The 19,174-nt window shown below is 67.7% G+C and carries 16 protein-coding genes; 9 read left to right on the forward strand and 7 right to left on the reverse strand.

Translation table 11 applies throughout. The features are described 5' to 3' along the window. Positions 1 to 45: 45 nt before the first annotated feature. Together AC07S4_RS25415 and AC07S4_RS25420 are read left to right on the forward strand one after the other, a co-directional pair. The gene (locus tag AC07S4_RS25415) at positions 46 to 804 is read left to right on the forward strand and encodes a helix-turn-helix domain-containing protein (RefSeq protein WP_494989252.1); all 759 of its coding nucleotides are present in this window, start codon (positions 46 to 48) and stop codon (positions 802 to 804) included. Positions 805 to 842: 38 nt separating this feature from the next. Next, positions 843 to 1,538, forward strand: coding sequence for a hypothetical protein (locus AC07S4_RS25420; protein ID WP_494989253.1), 696 nt, complete (start codon positions 843 to 845; stop codon positions 1,536 to 1,538). Positions 1,539 to 1,578: 40 nt separating this feature from the next. Here AC07S4_RS25420 and AC07S4_RS25425 read toward each other — a convergent pair whose 3' ends face one another. After that, complete coding sequence (locus AC07S4_RS25425) at positions 1,579 to 1,887, reverse strand: DUF1272 domain-containing protein (protein WP_494989254.1); 309 nt, start codon at positions 1,885 to 1,887, stop codon at positions 1,579 to 1,581. Between the two features lie 53 nt (positions 1,888 to 1,940). On the opposite strand from AC07S4_RS25425, the gene AC07S4_RS25430 reads away from it, so the two are divergent. From AC07S4_RS25430 to AC07S4_RS25445, 4 genes are all read left to right on the forward strand, one after another. Next, the gene (locus tag AC07S4_RS25430; protein WP_494989255.1) at positions 1,941 to 2,933 is read left to right on the forward strand and encodes a GlxA family transcriptional regulator; all 993 of its coding nucleotides are present in this window, start codon (positions 1,941 to 1,943) and stop codon (positions 2,931 to 2,933) included. Positions 2,934 to 3,015: 82 nt separating this feature from the next. Beyond that, a complete protein-coding gene (locus AC07S4_RS25435; RefSeq protein WP_494989256.1) occupies positions 3,016 to 3,150 on the forward strand; it encodes a hypothetical protein in 135 nt (44 codons plus the stop codon). Continuing rightward, positions 3,150 to 4,226, forward strand: a complete 1,077-nt coding sequence (gene rodA / locus AC07S4_RS25440) for a rod shape-determining protein RodA (RefSeq protein WP_494989257.1) — start codon at positions 3,150 to 3,152, stop codon at positions 4,224 to 4,226. Before AC07S4_RS25435 ends, rodA begins: the two co-directional genes overlap by 1 nt. Before the next feature lie 3 nt (positions 4,227 to 4,229). After that, a complete protein-coding gene (locus tag AC07S4_RS25445) occupies positions 4,230 to 7,514 on the forward strand; it encodes a two-component regulator propeller domain-containing protein (protein ID WP_494989258.1) in 3,285 nt (1,094 codons plus the stop codon). Between the two features lie 21 nt (positions 7,515 to 7,535). Here the strand turns inward: AC07S4_RS25445 and AC07S4_RS25450 are convergent, their stop codons facing one another. Continuing rightward, a complete protein-coding gene (locus AC07S4_RS25450) occupies positions 7,536 to 8,465 on the reverse strand; it encodes a polysaccharide deacetylase family protein (RefSeq protein WP_494989259.1) in 930 nt (309 codons plus the stop codon). Between the two features lie 130 nt (positions 8,466 to 8,595). On the opposite strand from AC07S4_RS25450, the gene AC07S4_RS25455 reads away from it, so the two are divergent. After that, on the forward strand, positions 8,596 to 10,251 hold the full coding sequence (locus tag AC07S4_RS25455; protein WP_494989260.1) for a GMC family oxidoreductase: 1,656 nt from the start codon (positions 8,596 to 8,598) through the stop codon (positions 10,249 to 10,251). A 58-nt stretch (positions 10,252 to 10,309) separates the two neighbouring features. Continuing rightward, the gene (locus tag AC07S4_RS25460; RefSeq protein WP_494989261.1) at positions 10,310 to 12,442 is read left to right on the forward strand and encodes a dipeptidyl-peptidase 5; all 2,133 of its coding nucleotides are present in this window, start codon (positions 10,310 to 10,312) and stop codon (positions 12,440 to 12,442) included. Between the two features lie 52 nt (positions 12,443 to 12,494). Here AC07S4_RS25460 and AC07S4_RS25465 read toward each other — a convergent pair whose 3' ends face one another. Continuing rightward, a complete protein-coding gene (locus AC07S4_RS25465) occupies positions 12,495 to 13,529 on the reverse strand; it encodes a lysozyme inhibitor LprI family protein (protein WP_494989262.1) in 1,035 nt (344 codons plus the stop codon). 157 nt (positions 13,530 to 13,686) lie between these two features. Between AC07S4_RS25465 and AC07S4_RS25470 the strand changes: the two genes are divergently transcribed. Next, the gene (locus AC07S4_RS25470) at positions 13,687 to 14,127 is read left to right on the forward strand and encodes a hypothetical protein (RefSeq protein ID WP_494989263.1); all 441 of its coding nucleotides are present in this window, start codon (positions 13,687 to 13,689) and stop codon (positions 14,125 to 14,127) included. Positions 14,128 to 14,196: 69 nt separating this feature from the next. On the opposite strand, the gene AC07S4_RS25475 is transcribed toward AC07S4_RS25470, so the two are convergent. From AC07S4_RS25475 to AC07S4_RS25490, 4 genes are all read right to left on the reverse strand, one after another. Beyond that, positions 14,197 to 15,516 (reverse strand): MFS transporter, encoded by a 1,320-nt coding sequence (locus AC07S4_RS25475; protein ID WP_494989264.1) that lies wholly within the window; start codon positions 15,514 to 15,516, stop codon positions 14,197 to 14,199. A gap of 138 nt (positions 15,517 to 15,654) precedes the next feature. Further along, a complete protein-coding gene (locus AC07S4_RS25480) occupies positions 15,655 to 16,416 on the reverse strand; it encodes a BON domain-containing protein (protein ID WP_494989265.1) in 762 nt (253 codons plus the stop codon). A gap of 86 nt (positions 16,417 to 16,502) precedes the next feature. Further along, positions 16,503 to 17,201, reverse strand: coding sequence for a hypothetical protein (locus AC07S4_RS25485; RefSeq protein ID WP_494989266.1), 699 nt, complete (start codon positions 17,199 to 17,201; stop codon positions 16,503 to 16,505). Between the two features lie 110 nt (positions 17,202 to 17,311). Further along, positions 17,312 to 19,066, reverse strand: a complete 1,755-nt coding sequence (locus tag AC07S4_RS25490) for a methyl-accepting chemotaxis protein (protein ID WP_494989267.1) — start codon at positions 19,064 to 19,066, stop codon at positions 17,312 to 17,314. Between the last annotated feature and the right edge of the window lie 108 nt (positions 19,067 to 19,174).

Raw genomic sequence — 19,174 nt, forward strand, 5'->3', positions numbered from 1 at the left:
ATCCACAAGAATACGTGCCATCTCTACAAGAAAAGGCACGCATCGATGAATTTCGGCGAAAAGCTCAAACACATCCGGACCGAGAAAAACCTCACCCAGCCGCAGCTCGCGGCCGCCATCGGGATTGAGCAGTCCTACCTGTCCAAGCTGGAAAACGACAAGTCGCAGCCCTCGGCCGACATGTTCAGCACCATCGTCAAGGCGCTGGACATGGCGCCGGCGGCTTTCCTGGACGGCATCGACGGCAAGGTCTTGCAGACCTCGCTGCGCCACATCCCCGAAGTCAGCCACTTCCTGAACGGCAATACCGCGCGGCGCGTGCACGATGCGAAAAAGTGGCTGTTCGGCGCGGCCTCGGCCTGCGCGCTGGGATTCGCGCTGATGCTGGCCGCCAACGACGGTATTTTCTCGTCCAACAATCAGTACAAATACATTTCCAGGGGCGTGATCCTGCCGGACGAGTCGGACAACGTCTTCGACCAGTACAAGGAAGTGCTGAACCTGAAGCTGGCCGCCGCCACCATCAGCAGCGCCGAACACGCCCGCATGCTTGCCGAATTCGAAACGGCCAGGGTCAGGCTGGCCACGGTGGAGTTCTGGGGCGACCGGGGCAGCGTGTTTTTTGAAGCCGCCGGCAAGGGCCGGCGCAAATTCGAGCTGGCCAGCGTGCGCCACGTGCGTTCGCCGCTCAACAAGGTGTTGCAGTACCTCGGCGCCCTGTTCGCATTCTGCGGCGTGCTCGCCTTCCCGGTCGAGTGGCGCTTGCGCAGGGCAAATGCAGTCATTACCAAAGGAGACGCATAGTGTCGCAAATCAGGACGTTTTTAGCAGGTGCAACCACCATGGCCAGCGCACTGGCCGCCGTGCTCATGCTGGCCGGGGCCAGGGAGCCGCTCAAGCATGAACGCTTCGACGAGATCACCGTGGGCCGCATCAATATCGTGGAGCCGGACGGCACCAAGCGCATGGTCATCTCCAGCAAGGCGCAGTTCCCCGGCGACTTCTTGCAAGGCAAGGAAACCGCCCGCCCCGACCGCGCCAACGTCGCGGGCATGCTGTTCATCAATGACGAAGGCACGGAGAACGGCGGCCTGATCCAGCGCGGCACGCTCAGCGCCGAAGGCAAGGTGTCCTCCGGCCTGTCGCTGACCTTCGACCGCTTCCGCCAGGACCAGGCTTTGCAACTGCTGAACAGCGACAGCGCGGCGCACCAGCAGACCGGCATCAAGATCAACGACGTGCCCTACTACCAGGTGACGTCGCTGGAGGACCTGCGCAGCTTCGGCGCGGAGGCGAAAAAGCTGCCGCCCGGCGAGCAGCAGGCCTACTACCAGAAGCTGTCCGAGCAGGGCCGTCTGAGCAACAACCGCATCTGGCTGGGCAACACCGGCGACAAGGGCGCGTCCCTGCAGCTCAAGGACGCCAGGGGCCGCGTGCGCATGATGCTGCTGGTCAGCGCGGACGGCAAGGCCGAGATCCAGATGCTGGACGAGGCCGGCAAAGTGAGCAAGACCATTTCGCCGGCCTCCAGGGACTAGCGCGCAAAAGCCGGCGGCCGCAGCGACGCCGCCGGCAAGCTCAGCGGGACTCCGGCGGCAGCGACGCGATCTGCGCAGCAAAAGCGGCGTGCGCGGCGGCGTCCACCGGGCGGTGCTTGGGCTCGGTGCGCGCCGGGTCCTTGCCGAGGTAGTTGTTGTTCTTCCAGTTGCGCGCCGGGCGCACCGGGCGCTTTTCAAATCCGCCGCCGCAGTTCGGGCAGACATTGGCCAGCAAGCCCTCCACGCAGCCGGCGCAGAAGGTGCACTCGTAGCTGCAGATGCGCGCGTCCGGCGCCTCCGGCGGCAGCTTCTTGTTGCAGTGTTCGCAGGTCGGTCTCAGTTCCAGCATGGCGTACCCCAGTCGTGTAAAGCGCCATTGTAGCCATGCTAGACTTGGCATTTATGACATCCAACATTGAAAAACCGCCAGCGGCCCTGCCGGTGCGCATCCTCGTGTTTCCCGATTTCCTGCTGCTGGACGCGGCCGGGCCGGTGCAGGTGTTCTCCACCGCCAACGACGGCTGCCGCGACGCGGGCCTGCCGCCCGCCTACCACGTGGAACTGGTGTCGCTGCACGGCGGGCTGGTGGGGTCCTGCTCCGGCATCGCGGTGATGACCGCCCCCCTCCCCCCGCCCGCCGCGCTGCAAGGCGCCACGCTGATGGTGGCCGGCGGCCGCGGCGTGCACGCCGCGCTGGCGCAGCCGGGCCTGCTCGACTGGCTCAGGGCGGCGGCCGGCGCGGCGCTGCGCTGCGCGTCGGTCTGTACCGGCGCCTTTCTGCTGGCCGAGGCCGGCCTGCTGGCCGGACGCAGGGCCGTCACCCACTGGCTGGACGTGGACAGCCTGCGGCGCGGCTATCCGGCGGTGCAGGTGCAGGACGACGCCATCTACATCAAGGACGGCGCGCTCTACACCTCGGCCGGGATTACGGCCGGCATCGATCTGTGCCTGGGCCTGGTGGAGGAAGACCTGGGACGGCGCGCCGCGCTGGGTGCGGCCAAGCGGCTGGTGGTGCACCACAAGCGGCCCGGCGGGCAGCGCCAGTTCAGTTCGGCATTGCTGGCGCAGTCCAGCAGCGGCGGCTTGGCGGAGCGGCTGACCGAATGGCTGCGCCCGCGCGTGGCGGAGCAGATCGACGTGGAGCGGATGGCGCAGGCGATGGCGCTGTCGGCGCGCAGCCTGCACCGGCGCTTGCGCGAGGAAGCGCAGGCGTCGCCGGCGCAGGTGCTGGCCAGGGTGAGGATGGAAACGGCGTGCGCCTTGCTGGAAGCGGCCGGGTGCAGCGTCAAGCAGGTGGCGCGCCTGTCCGGCTTCGGCACCGAATACAATCTGCGCCGCGCGTTCGCCAGGCAGCTGGGCGTGCTGCCCAGCGCGTACCGCGAGCGCTTTGCCTGAGCATTCCTTTCCGGGAAGGTCGGTTGAACGCAGTAAAGTTTTCTCACATGTTAAAATATTATCTTTCCGAGAGAAAACAAGAATGAACCAGCAACCACAAGATCCCCGCTTCCGCCGCCGCCTCGCCATACTAGCGGCCATCGCGCTGGTGGGGCTGCTGGGGCTGGCCGGACGCCTGGTGTGGCTGCAGGCGCTCAGCCAGCCAGGCACACACTGATGCTGCGGCGCTGCAAATCCCTGCTGGCGGTGCTGGACCCGCAGCTGACGCTGTGCGTGCTGCTCTTGCTGGCCACCGGCGTGCTCACCATGTACTCCGCCGGCGCCGACTTCCCGGGCCGCTTCGCCATGCATCTGCGCAATGTGCTGATCGCGCTGGGCATCATGTGGGCGGTCGCCAGCGTGCCGCCGCAGACGCTGATGCGCTACGCCGCGCCCATCTACGCGGCCGGCGTGCTGTTGCTGCTGGCCGTGTTCATGGTGGGCGAAATCAAGAAAGGCTCGCGCCGCTGGCTGTACATCGGCTTCGACATCCAGCCCTCCGAAATGATGAAGATCGCCATGCCGCTGATGCTGGCCTGGTTCTTCCACCAGTACGCCAGCCTGGCGCGCTGGAAAACCTTCGCCGTGGCCGCCCTGCTGCTGCTGATCCCCGCCGCGCTGATCATGAAACAGCCCGACCTGGGCACCGCGCTGCTGGTGCTGGCGGCGGGCGCCTATGTAATCGTGCTGGCGGGCCTGTCGTGGAAGGCCATGGCCGCGCTGGCCGTGGGCGCCGCCGCCAGCATCCCCATCGCCTGGCCGCTGCTGCACGACTACCAGCGCCAGCGCGTGCTCACCATGCTCAACCCGGAAGCCGACCCGCTGGGCAAAGGCTTCCAGATCAAGCAGGCCGGCATCGCCATCGGCTCGGGCGGGCTGGACGGCAAAGGCTGGCTGCAGGGCACGCAGGGCCACCTCGGCTTCGTGCCCGAGCGCACCACCGACTTCATCTTCTCGGTCTACGCCGAGGAATTCGGCCTGCTCGGCATCGCCGTGCTGCTCGCGCTGTACTTCCTGCTGATCGCGCGCGGCCTGGCCATCACGGCCGGCGCCACCACCCTGTTCGCGCGCCTGCTGGGCGGCGCCATCACCATGATTTTCTTCACCTACGCTTTCATCAACATCGGCATGGTGAGCGGCGTGGTGCCGGTGGTCGGCGTGCCGCTGCCCTTCATCAGCTACGGCGGCACCGCGCTCACCACGCTGGGCATAGGCGCCGGCATCCTGATGGCCATCCGGCGCCAGCGGGCCTGAACCATGGTCCGGCCAGCCCGCCTCCTGCTTGCGTCGTTGCTGCTGGCCACAGGACTGGCAACAGGACTGGCAACAGCGGCGCACGGCGCACCCGCGCCGGTGCGCCAGCTGCGCTTTGAAAACCTGAGCGCACTGCACTTCACCATGCCGGCCAGCTCGGTGCTTGCGCTGGTGCAGGACGAGCAGGGCCTGATCTGGATGGGCACCCAGAGCGGCCTGTTCCGGCACGACGGCCAGCGCTCCACCATCTACCGCAACGACGCCGCCAATCCCCTCAGCCTGCCCGGCAACTACGTCAGCGCCATCTTCCGCGACAGCCGCCAGCGCATGTGGTTCGGCACCAATAACGGCCTGGCCCGCTTCGACGCCGAACGCGGCGCCTTCGTCAGCTACCGCCCGGCGGCCGGTCCCTCGCTGTTCGTGCGCAGCATTATCGGCGACGGCAAGGACGGCCTGTGGCTGGGCACGGCAGCCGGACTGCAGCACTTCGACCCCGCCAGCGGCCGCTTCACGGCCTATGCGCACGACCCGCAGCGCCCCGGCACGCCGGCCAGCGACCGGGTGGAGGCGCTGGCGCGCGACCCGGAGGGCGGGCTCTGGCTCAGCGTTTGGCCGCACGGCATAGACTACCTGCCGCCCGGCGGCAGCGCCTTCCAGCACTTCCAGCCCGACGACAGCGCCGCGCCGAACGCCAAGCTGAACACAGTCAGCGCGCTGCTGCTGGACGGGCAGCGCCAGCTGTGGATAGGCACGGCCGCCGGCGTGCTGCGCTGGAACACCGGCAGCCCGTGGGCGCAGCGCGAGCGCCTGCCCGCGCCGCCCGAGGTGGGCGATTTTTCCGTCTACACCATCTACCAGGACCGCGACAGCGCCGTCTGGCTCGGCACCCAGCCGGCCGGCCTGCTGCGCTGGGACGCCGCGCAGCAGCAGTTCAGCAGCTACCAGCACCGGCCCGGCGATCCGAACAGCCTGCCGTCCAACCGCATCCCCTCGGTGCTGGTGGACCACAGCAACACCTTATGGGCCGGCACCTGGGACAACGGCGTGGCGCGCGTGGACCTGGGCAGCCAGGGCCTGGGCCGCTTCCTGCCCGCCGCCGGCACCCAGGACAGCGCGCCGCGCGGCAACGTGGTCGGCAGCCTGAGCCACGCGGACGAGGGCCAGCTGTGGCTGGGCGGCCCCAGCGGCGTGCGCCTGTACGATCCGGCCAGCGGCCGCGTGCTGCGCAGCTACCGCCACGATCCGGCCCAGCCCGGCTCGCTGCCCAACGACTTCGTGATGGCGCTGCTGCAGCCGCCCGGCGGCCCGCTGTGGGCCGGCACGTCGACCGGCCTGAGCCGCCTGGATCCGGCCAGCGGCACCTTCCGCGAATACCGCTTCGGCCAGCAGGACCGCAACTTCGTGCGCGGCATCGCCCGCGCCAGCGGCGGCGCGCTGTGGCTGGGCACGGACGGCGGCGTGCTGCGCTTCGACCCGGCCAGCGGCAAGGCCGAAGCACTGCCGGCGGGCCGCGCGCTGACCGCCATCCACAACGCCGGGGCGCTGCTGGAGGACAGCCAGGGCCGCCTGTGGATAGGCAGCCCCTACGGGCGCGGCCTCGACCTGCGCGGCCCGGACGGCGCGCTGCGCAGCTACCGCAGCGACGGCAAGCCTGGCAGCCTGAGCAACGACTTCGTCAACTGCGTGTATGAAGACCGGCAAGGCCGCGTGTGGATAGGCACGCGCAGCGGCCTGAACCTGGTCAGCCAGCAGGCGGACGGCAGCCTGCGCTTCAGCGCCAGCCAGCGCGACGGCCTGTCCGGCATGGAGATCACCGCCATCGAGAGCGACGCCGAAGGCCAGCTGTGGCTCACCGTCACCGGCGCGCTGCTGCGCTTCGACCCGGCCAGCGGCGCCGTGGCCAGCCACTACGCGTCGGACGGCATCTCCTCGGGCAACTTCATCAACGGCGCCTCGCTGGCCGGCGGCGACGGCACGCTGTATTTCGGCGCCTTCCAGGGCCTGACCATCGTGCACCCGGACGCCATGCGCGGCAACACCATCGCGCCGCAGCTGACGGTCACCGGCCTGAGCGTGATGAACCGCTCGCTGGCCCTGCTGCCCCGCCCCGCCGCGGTGGAACTGGACGGCACGCTCAGCGCGCCCAGCCGCTTGCGCCTGCCGTGGGACATGGCCACCTTCTCGCTGGAATTCACCGCGACCCATTTCGCCGACCCCGAACGCAACCGCTACGCCTACCGGCTCGACGGCCTGGACCGCGACTGGATCGCCGCCGACGCGGCGCACCGCGTGGCCACCTACACCAGCTTGCGGCCCGGCAGCTACACGCTGCGCGTCAAGGCGGTCACCAAGAACGGCGTGTGGAGCGACAAGGAGCTGGTGCTGCCGGTGACGGTCACGCCGCCGTTCTGGGCCACCTGGTGGTTCCGCGCGCTGGCGGCGCTGACGGCCGTGCTGGGCCTGCGCTGGCTGTACCGCTGGCGCGTGCGCAGCCTGCGCCAACGCCAGCTGCTGCTGGAAGGCCAGGTGGCGCAGCGCACCAGCGAACTGGCCGGCAAGAACGAAGCCTTGTCCAAGGCCTATGCGGCGCTGCAAAACCTGAGCGTGACCGACCCGCTCACCGGGCTGCGCAACCGCCGCTATATCGAACAGAAGCTGCCGCCGGAAGTGCAGCTGATACTGCGCCGCCACGAAGCGCCGGCCCCGCCCGCGCCGCGCAGCGCCGCGCTGATCTTCTTCCTGGTGGACCTGGACCATTTCAAGCAGGTCAACGACCGCCATGGCCACCCGGCCGGCGACCACGTGCTGATGGCCATGCGCGAGCGGCTGGCGCGCGTGTTCCGCGACAGCGACTTCCTGGTCCGCTGGGGCGGCGAGGAGTTCCTGGTGGTGGCGCGCGACATCGACCCGGCCGGCGCCGGCGCGCTGGCGGCGCGCCTGTGCGAAGCGGTGGCCGGGCAGCCCTTCGTGCTGGAGGACGGCAGCAGCATCCGCCAGACCTGTTCGGTCGGCTACGCCAGCTTCCCCTTCCTGCCGTCCCGGCCGCGCCTGCTGAGCTGGCAGCAGACCATCAAGCTGGCCGACCTCGGCCTGTACGCCGCCAAGCGCAGCGGCCGCGCCGCCTGGGTGGGCCTGGGCTGCGGCCCGGCGGCCCCGGCGCCCGAGCAGGTGCAGCAGATGCTGCAGCAGCCGGGCGGCGCACTGGCAGCCGGCCACCTGGCCGCCACCGCCAGCATCGCGGACGACGCGCTGGCCATGGCCTGGTCCACGCTGGATCACACCGCGTAGCGGCACGCAGCTGCGCGCCAGCTAGCGCGGCTGCGCGTTCGCCTTCAGGGCCTCGATCTCGAAATCCCCGTCGTCGACCAGGCGCAGCCAGCCGTCGAACTTGCCCAGGCCCAGCGAGCGTGCCATCGACAGCAGCAGGCTCTGGCCGGCCGCCGGACGGTCCGGCTCCAGCTGGTAGACCGGATCGGCATAGGCGGCGGCGGGCGTGGTGATGCTCCAGCCCATGTCCTTGAACATGGCGATGGCGTCGTCCAGCCACAGCGCGTTGATCAGGTTATGGTGCATCAGCATCACCTGCGCGATGTCGCGGCCCTGCAGCTGCTGCGACAGCGCGCGGTACGCCAGCGCGCGCTGCTTCAGGTGCGACAGGTAGGCGGCGCGGATGGGCGCCACGTCGGCGCCAGAGTCGGCGCGCAGCACGCGCACCAGCTCGTCGTTCAGGCGCCAGTCGCTGGTGTCCAGGCTCACATAGGCGTTGCGGTAGCCCTGCTGCTTCAGGAAGGCGCGCATGCCGTCGCGCTTCTCCGGCGTGTTGCCCTCGCGCAGGAAGGTGTAGCGGAACCATTTGCGGTAGCCCGGCAGCGCGCGGATGATACGGTCGCAATCGAGCACCTCCTGCTGGTACTGCGCCAGCGCCAGCTTGGCGCTGTTCAGGTCCGGATGCGTCATGGTGTGGTTGCCGATGGCGTGGCCGGCCTCGCCCCAGGCGCGCGCCAGCGCCAGCCCCTCCGGCCGGTCCGCGCCATTGCCCGCCGTGACAAACAGCGCCGCCTGCACGCCGTGCTTCTTCAGCGCCGCCAGCATGGCCGCATTGCGCTGCTGCGCCGACAGGCGCGGCGTGGCCTCCAGGTTCGGACCGTCATCAAACGTAAACGCCACCGACTGCGCCTGCGCCGCCGTGGCGCAGGCGGTCAAGGCAAGCATGCAGAAAAACGCGCGCAATATCTTCATGGAAGCGGCCGAAATGGGGAAGGAAACGGCATAGTAACCGTACAGCCCGGCTAGTGCCAGGCGATTGCGGCGGCGCGGCGGCTGTGCAACACTGGGGGACGCCGCGTGGCGGCGCCTCCAGGAGCGGAATATGTATGACTACATCATCGTCGGTGCGGGCTCGGCGGGCTGCGTGCTGGCGAACCGGCTGTCGGCCGACCCGGCCGTCAAAGTCTGCCTGCTTGAGGCTGGGCCGCGCGACAGCAGCCCCTTTATCCGCCTGCCCATCGGCATCCTGTTCCTGATGATGAGCAAGACGCTGAACTGGCGCTACCACACCGAACCGCAGGCGCAGCTGAACGGCCGCCGGCTGTTCTGGCCGCGCGGGAAAACGCTGGGCGGCAGCAGCTCCAGCAACGCCATGATCTACACGCGCGGCCACCGCAGCGACTACGACCACTGGGCCGACCTCGGCAACCGGGGCTGGAGCTACGCCGAGCTGCTGCCCGTCTTCAAGCGCTCCCAGCACCACGAGCCGGGCGCGGACGCCTACCACGGCAGCGGCGGCCCGCTCAACGTGTGCGCGCAGCGCTCGCCCAATCCGCTCACGCAGGTCTTCCTCGACGCGGGCCGCACGGCCGGCTACGCCGCCAACACCGACTTCAACGGCGCCAGCCAGGAAGGCCTGGGCCGCTACCACCTGACGCAGAAGAACGGCGAACGCTGGAGCGTGGCGCGCGCCTACCTGCACCCGGTGCTGCGGCGCCCCAACCTCACCGTCGTCACCGGCGCGCACGCCAGCAAGATCCTGATGGACGGCAAGCGCGCGCGCGGCGTGGCCTACCTGAAAGGCGGCCAGCAGCACGAAGCGCTGGCCAGCGGCGAAGTGATACTGTCCGGCGGCGCCATCAACTCGCCGCAGTTGCTGCTGCTGTCCGGCATAGGCCCGAAGGACGAACTGGCGCGCCACGGCATCCCGCTGGTGCACGAGCTGCCCGGCGTGGGCCGGAACCTGCAGGACCACCTGGACGTGCTGCTGGTGCAGCAATGCACCCGGCCCGTTTCGCTCGGCATCTCCTGGCGCAACCTGCTGGCGCAGGCGGCGCACACGCTGAACTACCTGTTCCGGCGGCGCGGCCCCTACACCACCAACTCGGCCGAGGGCGGCGGCTTCGTCAAGAGCCGGCCCGAGCTGGCCGTGCCCGACCTGCAATTCCACTTCACGCCCGCCACGCTGGACGGCCACGGCCGCACGCTGGCGCACGCCAGGGCCACCATGCTGGGCCACGGCTACGCGCTGCACGTGTGCGACCTGCGGCCCAAGAGCCGCGGCCGCATCGGCCTGCACAGCGCCGATCCCATGGCGCACGCGCTGATCGAGCCGAACTACCTGTCGCACCCGGACGACATGGAGAACATGGTGCGCGGCGTGCAAGCGGCCCGCGCCATCCTCGCCCAGCCCGCCTTCGACGCCTATCGCGGCGCCGAGCTCCAGCCCGGCGCGCAGGTGCAAAGCGACGAGCAGATCCGCGACTTCGTGCGGCGCAAGGCGGAAACCATTTACCACCCGGTGGGCACCTGCAAGATGGGCCACGACCCGCTGGCCGTGGTGGACGACACGCTGGCCGTGCACGGCCTGCAGGGCCTGCGCGTAGCGGACGCGTCCATCATGCCCACGCTCATCGGCGGCAACACCAACGCCCCCACCGTGGCCATCGCCGAGAAAGCGGCCGACATGATACTTGCGGCCCGCTCCGGGCCCGCCCAGCCCACGGCGGATACATTGGAGAAACATTTGGTCGATTGACAGGCGGCATGGTTGTGTCCAACATCTACGGCTTCGACCCACCAGCCGGACTCTGCACATGACCTCTACCCGCTTGCTCCATCCCCTGACCGCCTTGCTGATGGCGACCGCCAGCTTCGGCGCCGTCCACGCAGCCCACGCCGCCGACGCGACCGCGCCGGCCGCCAAGCACGCCATCACCCACGAGGACGTATGGCTGATGAAGCGCGTTGGCGCGCCGGCGCCCAGCCCGGATGGCAAGTGGGCCGTGTTCGCCGTCACCGACACCGCCTATGACAGCAAGGAGCAATGGTCCGACCTGTGGATCAAGTCCCTGGCCGACGACAGCGCGCCGCGCCGCCTGACCTTCTCCAAGGGCGGCGAAGGCAGCGTGAACTGGTCGCCGGATAGCAAGCAGCTGATCTTCATCGCCAAGCGCGACGGCGACGACGCCGGCCAGATCTACCGCATCGACGTGGCCGGCGGCGGCGAGGCGCAGCGCCTCACCACCCTGACCCTGGGCGCCCGTTCGCCCAAGTTCAGCCCGGACGGCAAGCAGATCTTGTTCGTCAGCGACCTCTTCCCCGGCAACACCGACGAGGAATCCGTCAAGAAAACCGCCAAGGAACGCAAAGACCGCAAATACAGCGCGCGCGCCTACGAAAGCTTCCCGCCGCGCTTCTTCGACAAATGGCTGGACGACAAGCAGGTGCGCCTGTTCGTGATGGACGCGCAGCTCGGCGCCAAGCCGAAAGACATCCTGTCCGGCAGCAAGCTGGCGGCCATGCCGGGCTTCGGCGGCGGCCAGGGCGACGAAGGCCAGTCGCTGGACGCGATCTGGGCGCCGGACGGCAAAACCGTGGTGTTCTCCGCCTCGACCAACCGCGACGAACTGGCGCGCGCCTCGGCCTACACGCAGATCTTCGCGCTGCCTGCGGGCGGCGGTGAAGCGACCCAGCTGACCGCCGACAAGCACAGCTACAGCAACCTGAAGTTCTCGCCCGACGGCAAAACCCTGCTGTGCCTGACGCAAGCCGAAACCGAAGGCAAGGTGTACGACCTGGACCGCCTGGCCAGCTTCGCCTGGCCGCTCACCAGCCCGCAGCCGAAAATCCTGACCGCCGCGCTGGACCGCTCCATCTCGCGCTTTGCGCTGCCGGCCGACGGCAAGCGCATCTACTTCACCTTCGAGCACGCCGGCCTGGAGCAGCTGCATTCGATCAGCTACGCGGGCGGCGACGTGAAGGCCGAACCGTCGGCGGCCACCGGCAGCATCAACTCGCTCAACGCGGGCGGCAACGCGCTGGTGGGCGTATGGGAATCGGCGATCAACCCGCCGGAGGTGTTTGCCTTCAATGGCAAAGCGCCCAAGCGCCTGACCTCCTTCAACGTGGACAAGGCCGCCGCCATCGACTGGCAGGCGCCCGAGCACTTCTGGTTCAAGACCCCGGACGGCCGCCAGATCCACAACATGATCGTCAAGCCCGCCAACTTCGACCCGAACAAGAAATACCCGCTGTTCGCCGTCATCCACGGCGGCGCCGCCAATATGTGGCGCGACCAGTTCGTGCTGCGCTGGAACTACCACCTGCTGGCCAAGCCGGGCTACGTGGTGCTGCTGACCGACTACAAGGGCTCCACCGGCTACGGCGAGGAGTTCGCCCGCTCGATCCAGTTCGACCCGCTGAAAGGCCCGGGCGACGAGGTCAACCAGGCGGTCGACGAAGCCATCAAGAAATACAGCTATGTCGACGGCAGCAAGCTGGCGGCGGGCGGCGCCAGCTACGGCGGCCACCTGGCCAATTGGCTGCAGGCCACCACCACGCGCTACAAGGCCATCGTGTCGCACGCCGGCGAGATGGACCTGGTGATGCAGTGGGGCACCAGCGACAGCGTGTACGGCCGCGAAGTCAACAGCGGCGGCCCGGTGTGGGGCAATCTGCCGGTGTGGCGCGACCAGAGCCCGATTATGCAGGCTGGCAACCACGAGAAGGGCACGGGCTTCAAGACGCCCATCCTGATCACGGTGGGCGAGCTGGACTACCGCGTGCCGGTCAACAACGCGCTGATGAACTTCGCCGCGCAGCAGCGCCTGAACACGCCGAGCAAGCTGGTGGTGTTCCCGGATGAAAACCACTGGGTGCTGAAAGGCGAAAACAGCCGCTACTTCTACAACGAAGTGCACGGCTGGCTGGCCAAGTATCTGAAGTAAAGCTGGGGGCTGAGCTTCGGCGGGTTAGGCGCGCAGCGCCGTAACCCGCCGCTCAGGCGCCGAACTCTTCGAGCTGCTCTATGCGCCGCTGCGTCAGCAGCGCCTTCCACGCGTGCGGCGCCACCCCGGGGTAGCGCGCCGCGCCCAGCGCCACCCAGGCGTCGCGGTACGCCAGCCACGCGCGCTGCGTGTTCTTCACGCCCTCCTTCGTCACCGTGCCATAACCCAGCCCTTGCGCGCCATCCTTCCGCGCCTGCTGCATCACGCGCTGGTAAACCTGGTTCAGCTTCTTGTCCAGCTGCTGGAACTGCTGCTCGCTGTAGCGCGGCAGCTTGCCCTTCTCCGCGTCCTCGACGTCGTGCGCAAACAGATCCAGCTCCACCCCGTGCGCCTCGACCGCCAGCGCGCCGCGCAAGGTGCCGCTCATATCGGTCTCGTCGCTCGCGCGGTGCGAGGCAAACTCCTCCAGCGCCTGCTGCAGTCTGGCCGCGGCCGCCTGCTGCCCCGGCTGCCAGCTCTTCATCAGCACCGCGAGCTTGCCGCTGCGCGCCTTGCTGTCCAGCCTGTCCTGGATGGCCGCGCACTGCCCGCCCATAAAGCCGCTGGTGATGTCGTCGCACTGGTCGAAAGGCGTGGCTTCATGGTGCAGCGTGCGCTCGTTCAAATGCGCCACGCGGCCATCCATTTCTGCCGGCGAGGCCGGCAGCGAGCAAGCGTATTTCACCGCCAGCTCATGGTTGCGCGACACGCCGTAGCCGTTCGCGTACAGCATCATCAGCACCGTGGCGTCGCTCTCGGCATAAGCGCAATGGCGCACATGTTCCCAGTCGGCCGGGGTGGCGTGCGGGCGCGCGCGGGTGTCGTAATAGAGGTTCTCCGCGCCGCACTGGCGCAGCCCGTGCAAGGCGCTGCTGGCGGGCAGCTCGCGCGCGGGCGGCTGTACGGACTGCACCCGCAGGCACTGGCGATACCATGCCGAATGAGGATCAACCATGCTGCCCATGGCGGAGGTATTCGGATAATCGGCTTGCGCACCCGCGAGCGCAGGCAGCAGCCCTGCCGCCGCGAAAATTCGGGACCAGCTCATTTAAGCGTCTCCACCACTGTTTTATTATTCCCACAGTATAGAGACGAAACAGCCACAGCACCACGATGATGCATTGTGGCGGAAAAGTTACAAAAATATATACTATTTCCTTGTGAGCAAGTTAGAATTAGAACAAGTCCACTACCGGGTAACATCGATGAAACAGCTGTGCGCCGTCTTGTTGCTGACGCTTGCCGCCACCGCCGCCGTAGGCGCGGAAATCGATCCACAGCAGAAATCGCCCTGCGTGCAGCCCAATTTCCCGGTCCGCTCCACCACGCTGGACAGCGTGCGCTTGGTTGAAAAGGCGCTGCGCGAATGGCGCGCCTGTTTCCGCATCGCCGCCGCCCAGCACCAGGGAGTGGACGATATGGTGGCCTCCAGCCACGACTACCAGCAGGTGAAGGCCCGGCACGAAGCGTGGGTGCAAGCGACCGTGGCGCAAAGCAACGGCCAGCCCTACGGCAAGCTGGCCGCCAACCGCGTGGAGCGCGACTTCTGGGAAAACCTGATGGCCAACCGCAGCTACACCGCCGCCAAGCCCCCCTCCCCGCGCCAAGCCGAAGCGGCCGCGCATCAGCCGGCCGGTTCCAATTAAGCGTTTTTACTAAACCTTGCTAAACCGCGCTAAACACTACTAAGCTTTACTAAGCACCACTAAACATTACTAAGCAGCCGCCTTCAGCGGCGCCGCCGCGGCGGCAGCCTGCTGCCGCCGTATCGCCAGCACCAGCAGCGCCGCCAGCAGGCAGGCCGCGCCGGCCGCGAACAGCGCCGGGTTGTAGGTGAACCACAAAGCGCGCACCCGTCCCGCGCCGTAAGCCGCCACCGCAGCGCCCAGCTGGTGGCCGGCAAACACCCAGCCGAACACCATGCCCGCGCGCTCCTTGCCAAACGTGGCGCCGACCAGCTTCACCGTGGGCGGCACGGTGGCGATCCAGTCCAGGCCGTAGAACATGGCGAACAGCGACAGCCCGTACAGCGTGAACTCCGAATACGGCAGCCACAGCAGCGACAGGCCGCGCAAACCGTAATACCAGAACAGCAGCTTGCGGTTGTCGTAGCGGTCCGACAGCCAGCCGGACGCGATGGTGCCGAACAGGTCGAACGCGCCCATCATGGCCAGCACCGACGCGGCCGGCACGGCAGACAGGCCGGAGTCGCCGCACAGCGAAATGAAATGGGTCTGTATCAGGCCATTGGTGCTCAGGCCGCAGATGAAGAAGGTGCCGAACAGTATCCAGAAAGTGCGGTTGGCCGACACGCTGCGCAGCACCGCGAACGGCGTGGCGAAGGTGATCTTGGCCGGCGCTGTGGCCGGGGTTGCCGGGGCCGCTGCGGCTGCGGCGGCCGGGTCCATGCCGAACGGCAGCAGGCCCACATCAGACGGCCGGTTGCGCATCAGGAAGAAGGCGCCCAGCGCCACCAGCGTGCAGGCGAAGAACACCGGCAGCAGCGCCATGCGCCAGCCGTAGTGCTCGATCAGCCAGGCGCCCAGCGGCAGGAACACCAGCTGGCCGGTGGCCGAACTGGCCGTCAGCAGGCCGATGATGAGGCCGCGCCGCGTTTCAAACCAGCGGTTGGCCACCACCGCGCTCAGCACCAGCGCCGTCATGCCCGACCCTATGCCCAGCATCACGCCCCACAGCGCCACCAGGTGCCAGAACTCGCTCATGCGGGTGGCCAGCACCAGCCCGGTAGCCACCAGGCCCAGCGCCGTCACCACCACATTGCGCAGGCCGAAGCGTTCCATCAGGATGGCGGCGAACGGTCCCATCAGGCCAAACAGCGCAAAACGCACCGCCAGCGCGGAGGAAATCTGGTCCACCTCCCAGCCGAACTCCTTGCTGAGCGGCTGCAGCAGCGCGCCCGGCAGGCCGAGCGCGGCGGACGAGGTCAGCGCGGTCAGGAAAGTCAGGGCGACGATGACCCAGGAATAGTGCACGCCGCGGCGTGCCAGCCAGGCGGACAGGGGTTGAGCAAACATGGACGGCCTCACGGAAATGTTGAAAGATGCTGCGTCCCACGCATTTTAGATTACGATCATAATTTAAGCAATCAAAAAAAGGCCCGCGCGCGGCGGACCTGAACTACACGGCCGGGACATGCCCGGCCGCGCAGCCTGCTACTGCTTGATCTGGATGGAGCTTTTCACCTCGTTCACGCCCTTCACGCCGCGCGCCAGCTGCACGGCCTTGTCGGCCTCGGCCTTGGACGGCACGAAGCCGCTCAGCATGACCACACCCTTTACGGTTTCCACGTGCACATCCAGCGCCTTCACGCCGGGATCGGCGGCCAGGTCGGCTTTCACCTTGGTGGTGATGACGGTGTCGCTCATGGCGTCGCCGGCGGCGGCGGTGGTGTTGCGGGTGGCGTCGGCAGCGGTGCCGGTGGCGGCAACGGTGCGGTCGCGCATATTGTCGGTCGCGGTGGCGGTCTTGTCGCGGGCCGTGCCCATGGCGGCGGCGGTGCGCTCGCCTACGGTCGGAGTCGGATCGGCGCGGCGCGCATCGGCGACGGCCTTATCCTTGGCGGCCTTGGCGTCCAGCTTGCAGGCGCTCTTGGCGTTGCCGCTCATGTCGTCGCATTTCTCCTTGGCCAGGCCGTACTCGGCGTCCGCCACTTCCTCGCGGGCCTTGCGGATATCCTTCGCGTCGGACTTGTGCTGCGCCACGGCGTCGGCTTCGGCTTTGGCGCGCGCCACTTTGGCCTCTTCCTGGCAGATATCCTTGGCGTTGGCTTTCAGGCTGCTGCATTGCGCCTTGGCGGCTTTGTAGTCGGCGGCGGCCTTGTCCTTCATCGACTTGTAGGCGGCAGTATCGTTGTCGGCCATGGCGTAGCCACTGCTGATGGCGCCAGCCAGCGCCAGGATTACGAATTTGTTCATGATGAATTCCCCTAAGTGATGGTTAGCGTAGTGATTAGACGCCTGCCGCCCGTTTCACTCTGTACGCTAACCAACACAAAAACTCATCATTCCGCCGCCGCCAGTCCCTGCTTCCACACAGCCCGGGCCTGCTCGAACGGCGTGGCGCCTTCCGAGAACACGGCGCCGTCGGCGGCCAGTGCCAGCCAGGCCCCGGTGTCATGCGACACATGGCTGTCCGGCTGCGCCGCGCGCACCTGCTGCAGCCACGCATACACCTGCGCATACTGGCCCGGATGGGCGGCCTGCATCCAGGCCAGCGCCACCAGGTCGGCATAGCCCTCCTCGCGGCGGGTCTCGCGCAGCTCCTGGCTCAGTTTCTGGATTTCGGGCGGCAGCGCCGCGTCCGGCGTGCGCTGCTGGAAGCCGCTCGGCACCGAGTGCCAGGCGCCCTGCGCATAGCGCCAGCAATGCGCCACTTCATGCGCCGTCATGGCCTCTATCATCAGCGCGCGCTGCGGCGCGGGCAGCGCTTGCAGCACCTCCTCGGCGGCGGGGTTGCCGCGCATGGTCAGCACCAGCTTGCAGCGCCCGCCATCAAAGCCCATGGCCAGCGGCACCGCGCCCGGCTGGGGCTGCGGCTGCACGATGATGTCGATGGGAAGCTGCTGCTGTTTGGCGTAAGCCAGCACGGAAGCGCCGGCCTGCAGCCAGCGCGACTCGATGTCGGTCAGCGGCGCCGCCGAGGCAAAAATCGGCAAGCACAGCAGCACAGCGGACACGGAACGTAAGATAAGTTTCGGCATATTTCACCCCTCTGAGAGGAAATAATACATGCCGCAAGTCAATTCGTAACAGCTGTTACAAAATATTTGCTTAGTTGAATTGCATATTTTCCAAATTAAAAATTGTCGCTTTAGAATTCTTCCCAGCCGTCGCCGGAGCTGGCGGCGGCGCGCTTGGCGGCGGGCCGGGCCTGCCCAGCCACGGGTTTGCTAGCCTTGGCCGGCGGCGCGGCCGTCAGGCGGGCCGGGGCGGCGCGCGGCGCGGCGGGTGCCGCTGCGGGGCGGGCACTGGACTGTGGCCTCTGCGGCACAGCCGACTCATCCAGCTTGAAGATGCTCACCACCTGCGACAGATTGCCGGCCTGGTCCTGCAGCGACGCGGCGGCGGCGGCGGCCTGCTCCACCAGCGCGGCGTTCTGCTGCACCACCTGGTCCATCTTGCCGATCGCCTCGTTCACCTGCTCGATGCCCGAGGTCTGCTCCGCGCTGGCGGTCGAGATCTCGCCCATGATGTCGGTCACGCGCTTGACGCTGTTGACGATGTCCTGCATGGTCGCGCCGGCCTGGTCCACCAACTTGGCGCCCGCGTCCACCTTCTCCACCGAATCATCGATCAGGCCCTTGATCTCTTTCGCCGCGCCGGCCGAACGCTGGGCCAGATTGCGCACCTCGGTCGCTACCACGGCGAAACCGCGGCCCTGCTCGCCCGCGCGCGCCGCCTCCACCGCCGCATTCAGCGCCAGGATATTGGTCTGGAACGCAATGCTGTCGATCACGCCGATGATGTCCACGATCTTCTTGGACGACTCGTTGATGGACGCCATGGTGTGCACCACCTCGTTCACCACCGCGCCGCCCTTCACCGCCACCTCCGAAGCCGACAGCGCCAGCTGGTTGGCTTGGTAAGCGTGGTCGGAATTCTGCTTGACGGTGCCGGTCAGCTGCTCCATCGACGACGCGGTCTCCTCGATGTTCGCGGCCTGCTGCTCGGTGCGGCTGGACAGGTCCATATTGCCGGCCGCAATCTCGCGCGAATTGGTGGCGATGGTCTGCGTGCCGGCGCGCACCTGGCTGACGATGTTCACCAGGCTGTCGCGCATGCCGCGCATGGCGTGCAGCAGGCTGCTGTCGTCGCCCGGCTTGGTGTCGATGCGCACCGCCAGGTTGCCCGAAGCGATGCAGGCCACGATGGACGCCGCGTACTCAGGCTCGCCGCCCAGCTGGCGCAGCAGGCCGCGGCTGATGAACCACGCCGCCGCCACGCCCACGCCGATGGCGATCAGGCACAGCACCACCATGAACACGAAGAAGCTGCGCGCCACGCTGGTGGCGCTGTTGGCCTGCTCCATGCTCATTTTCTCTTCCAGGTCGATCATCGTGTTGACCGACGCCAGCCACGCCACGAAGGCCGGCGCAGCCTGCTGCTGCAGCAGCGCGGTGGCCTCCGGCAGCTGGTCCGCCGCGCGCAGCTCGATCACCTTGGCGATCAGCGGCTGCGCCTTGGCCTCGCTGGCCTTGATGCCCTCCAGCGCGCTCTTCTCCTCCGGCGTCACGCCCTTGCCGGACTGGATGATCTGGTCCAGCGGCGCGGCCGACTTGGCGTAATTATCGGCCAGCGTCTTGATATGTTCGACGTGCGGACGGGCCGCAGCGGCATCGGCCGCCAGCACCACATCGCGCAGCGCGATGGAACGGTCATGCACGCTGCCGCGGAAATTGATGGCATAGCGCTGCTTGACGTTGTTCACGTCGCTGATATTGGTCAGGATGGTATCGATCTTCTGCACCCGGTTGATACCGAGCGCAGTGACGATGATGAGGAGAAGGAAAACCAAGCCAAAGCCGGTAGCGAGGCGGGTGCTGATTTTGGTGCGTTCAATGTCCATGCCGGTATCCCATATCCTGTTATTGACAATCGGAAACAATAGGAAGGAATTTAACACGGATGAAACAATCTTGCAGAGCCCCGCCGCCCCTTTTTCCAAGCCCCAGCC

It is taken from the genome of Pseudoduganella sp. GW821-FHT05F09 (assembly GCF_059419605.1).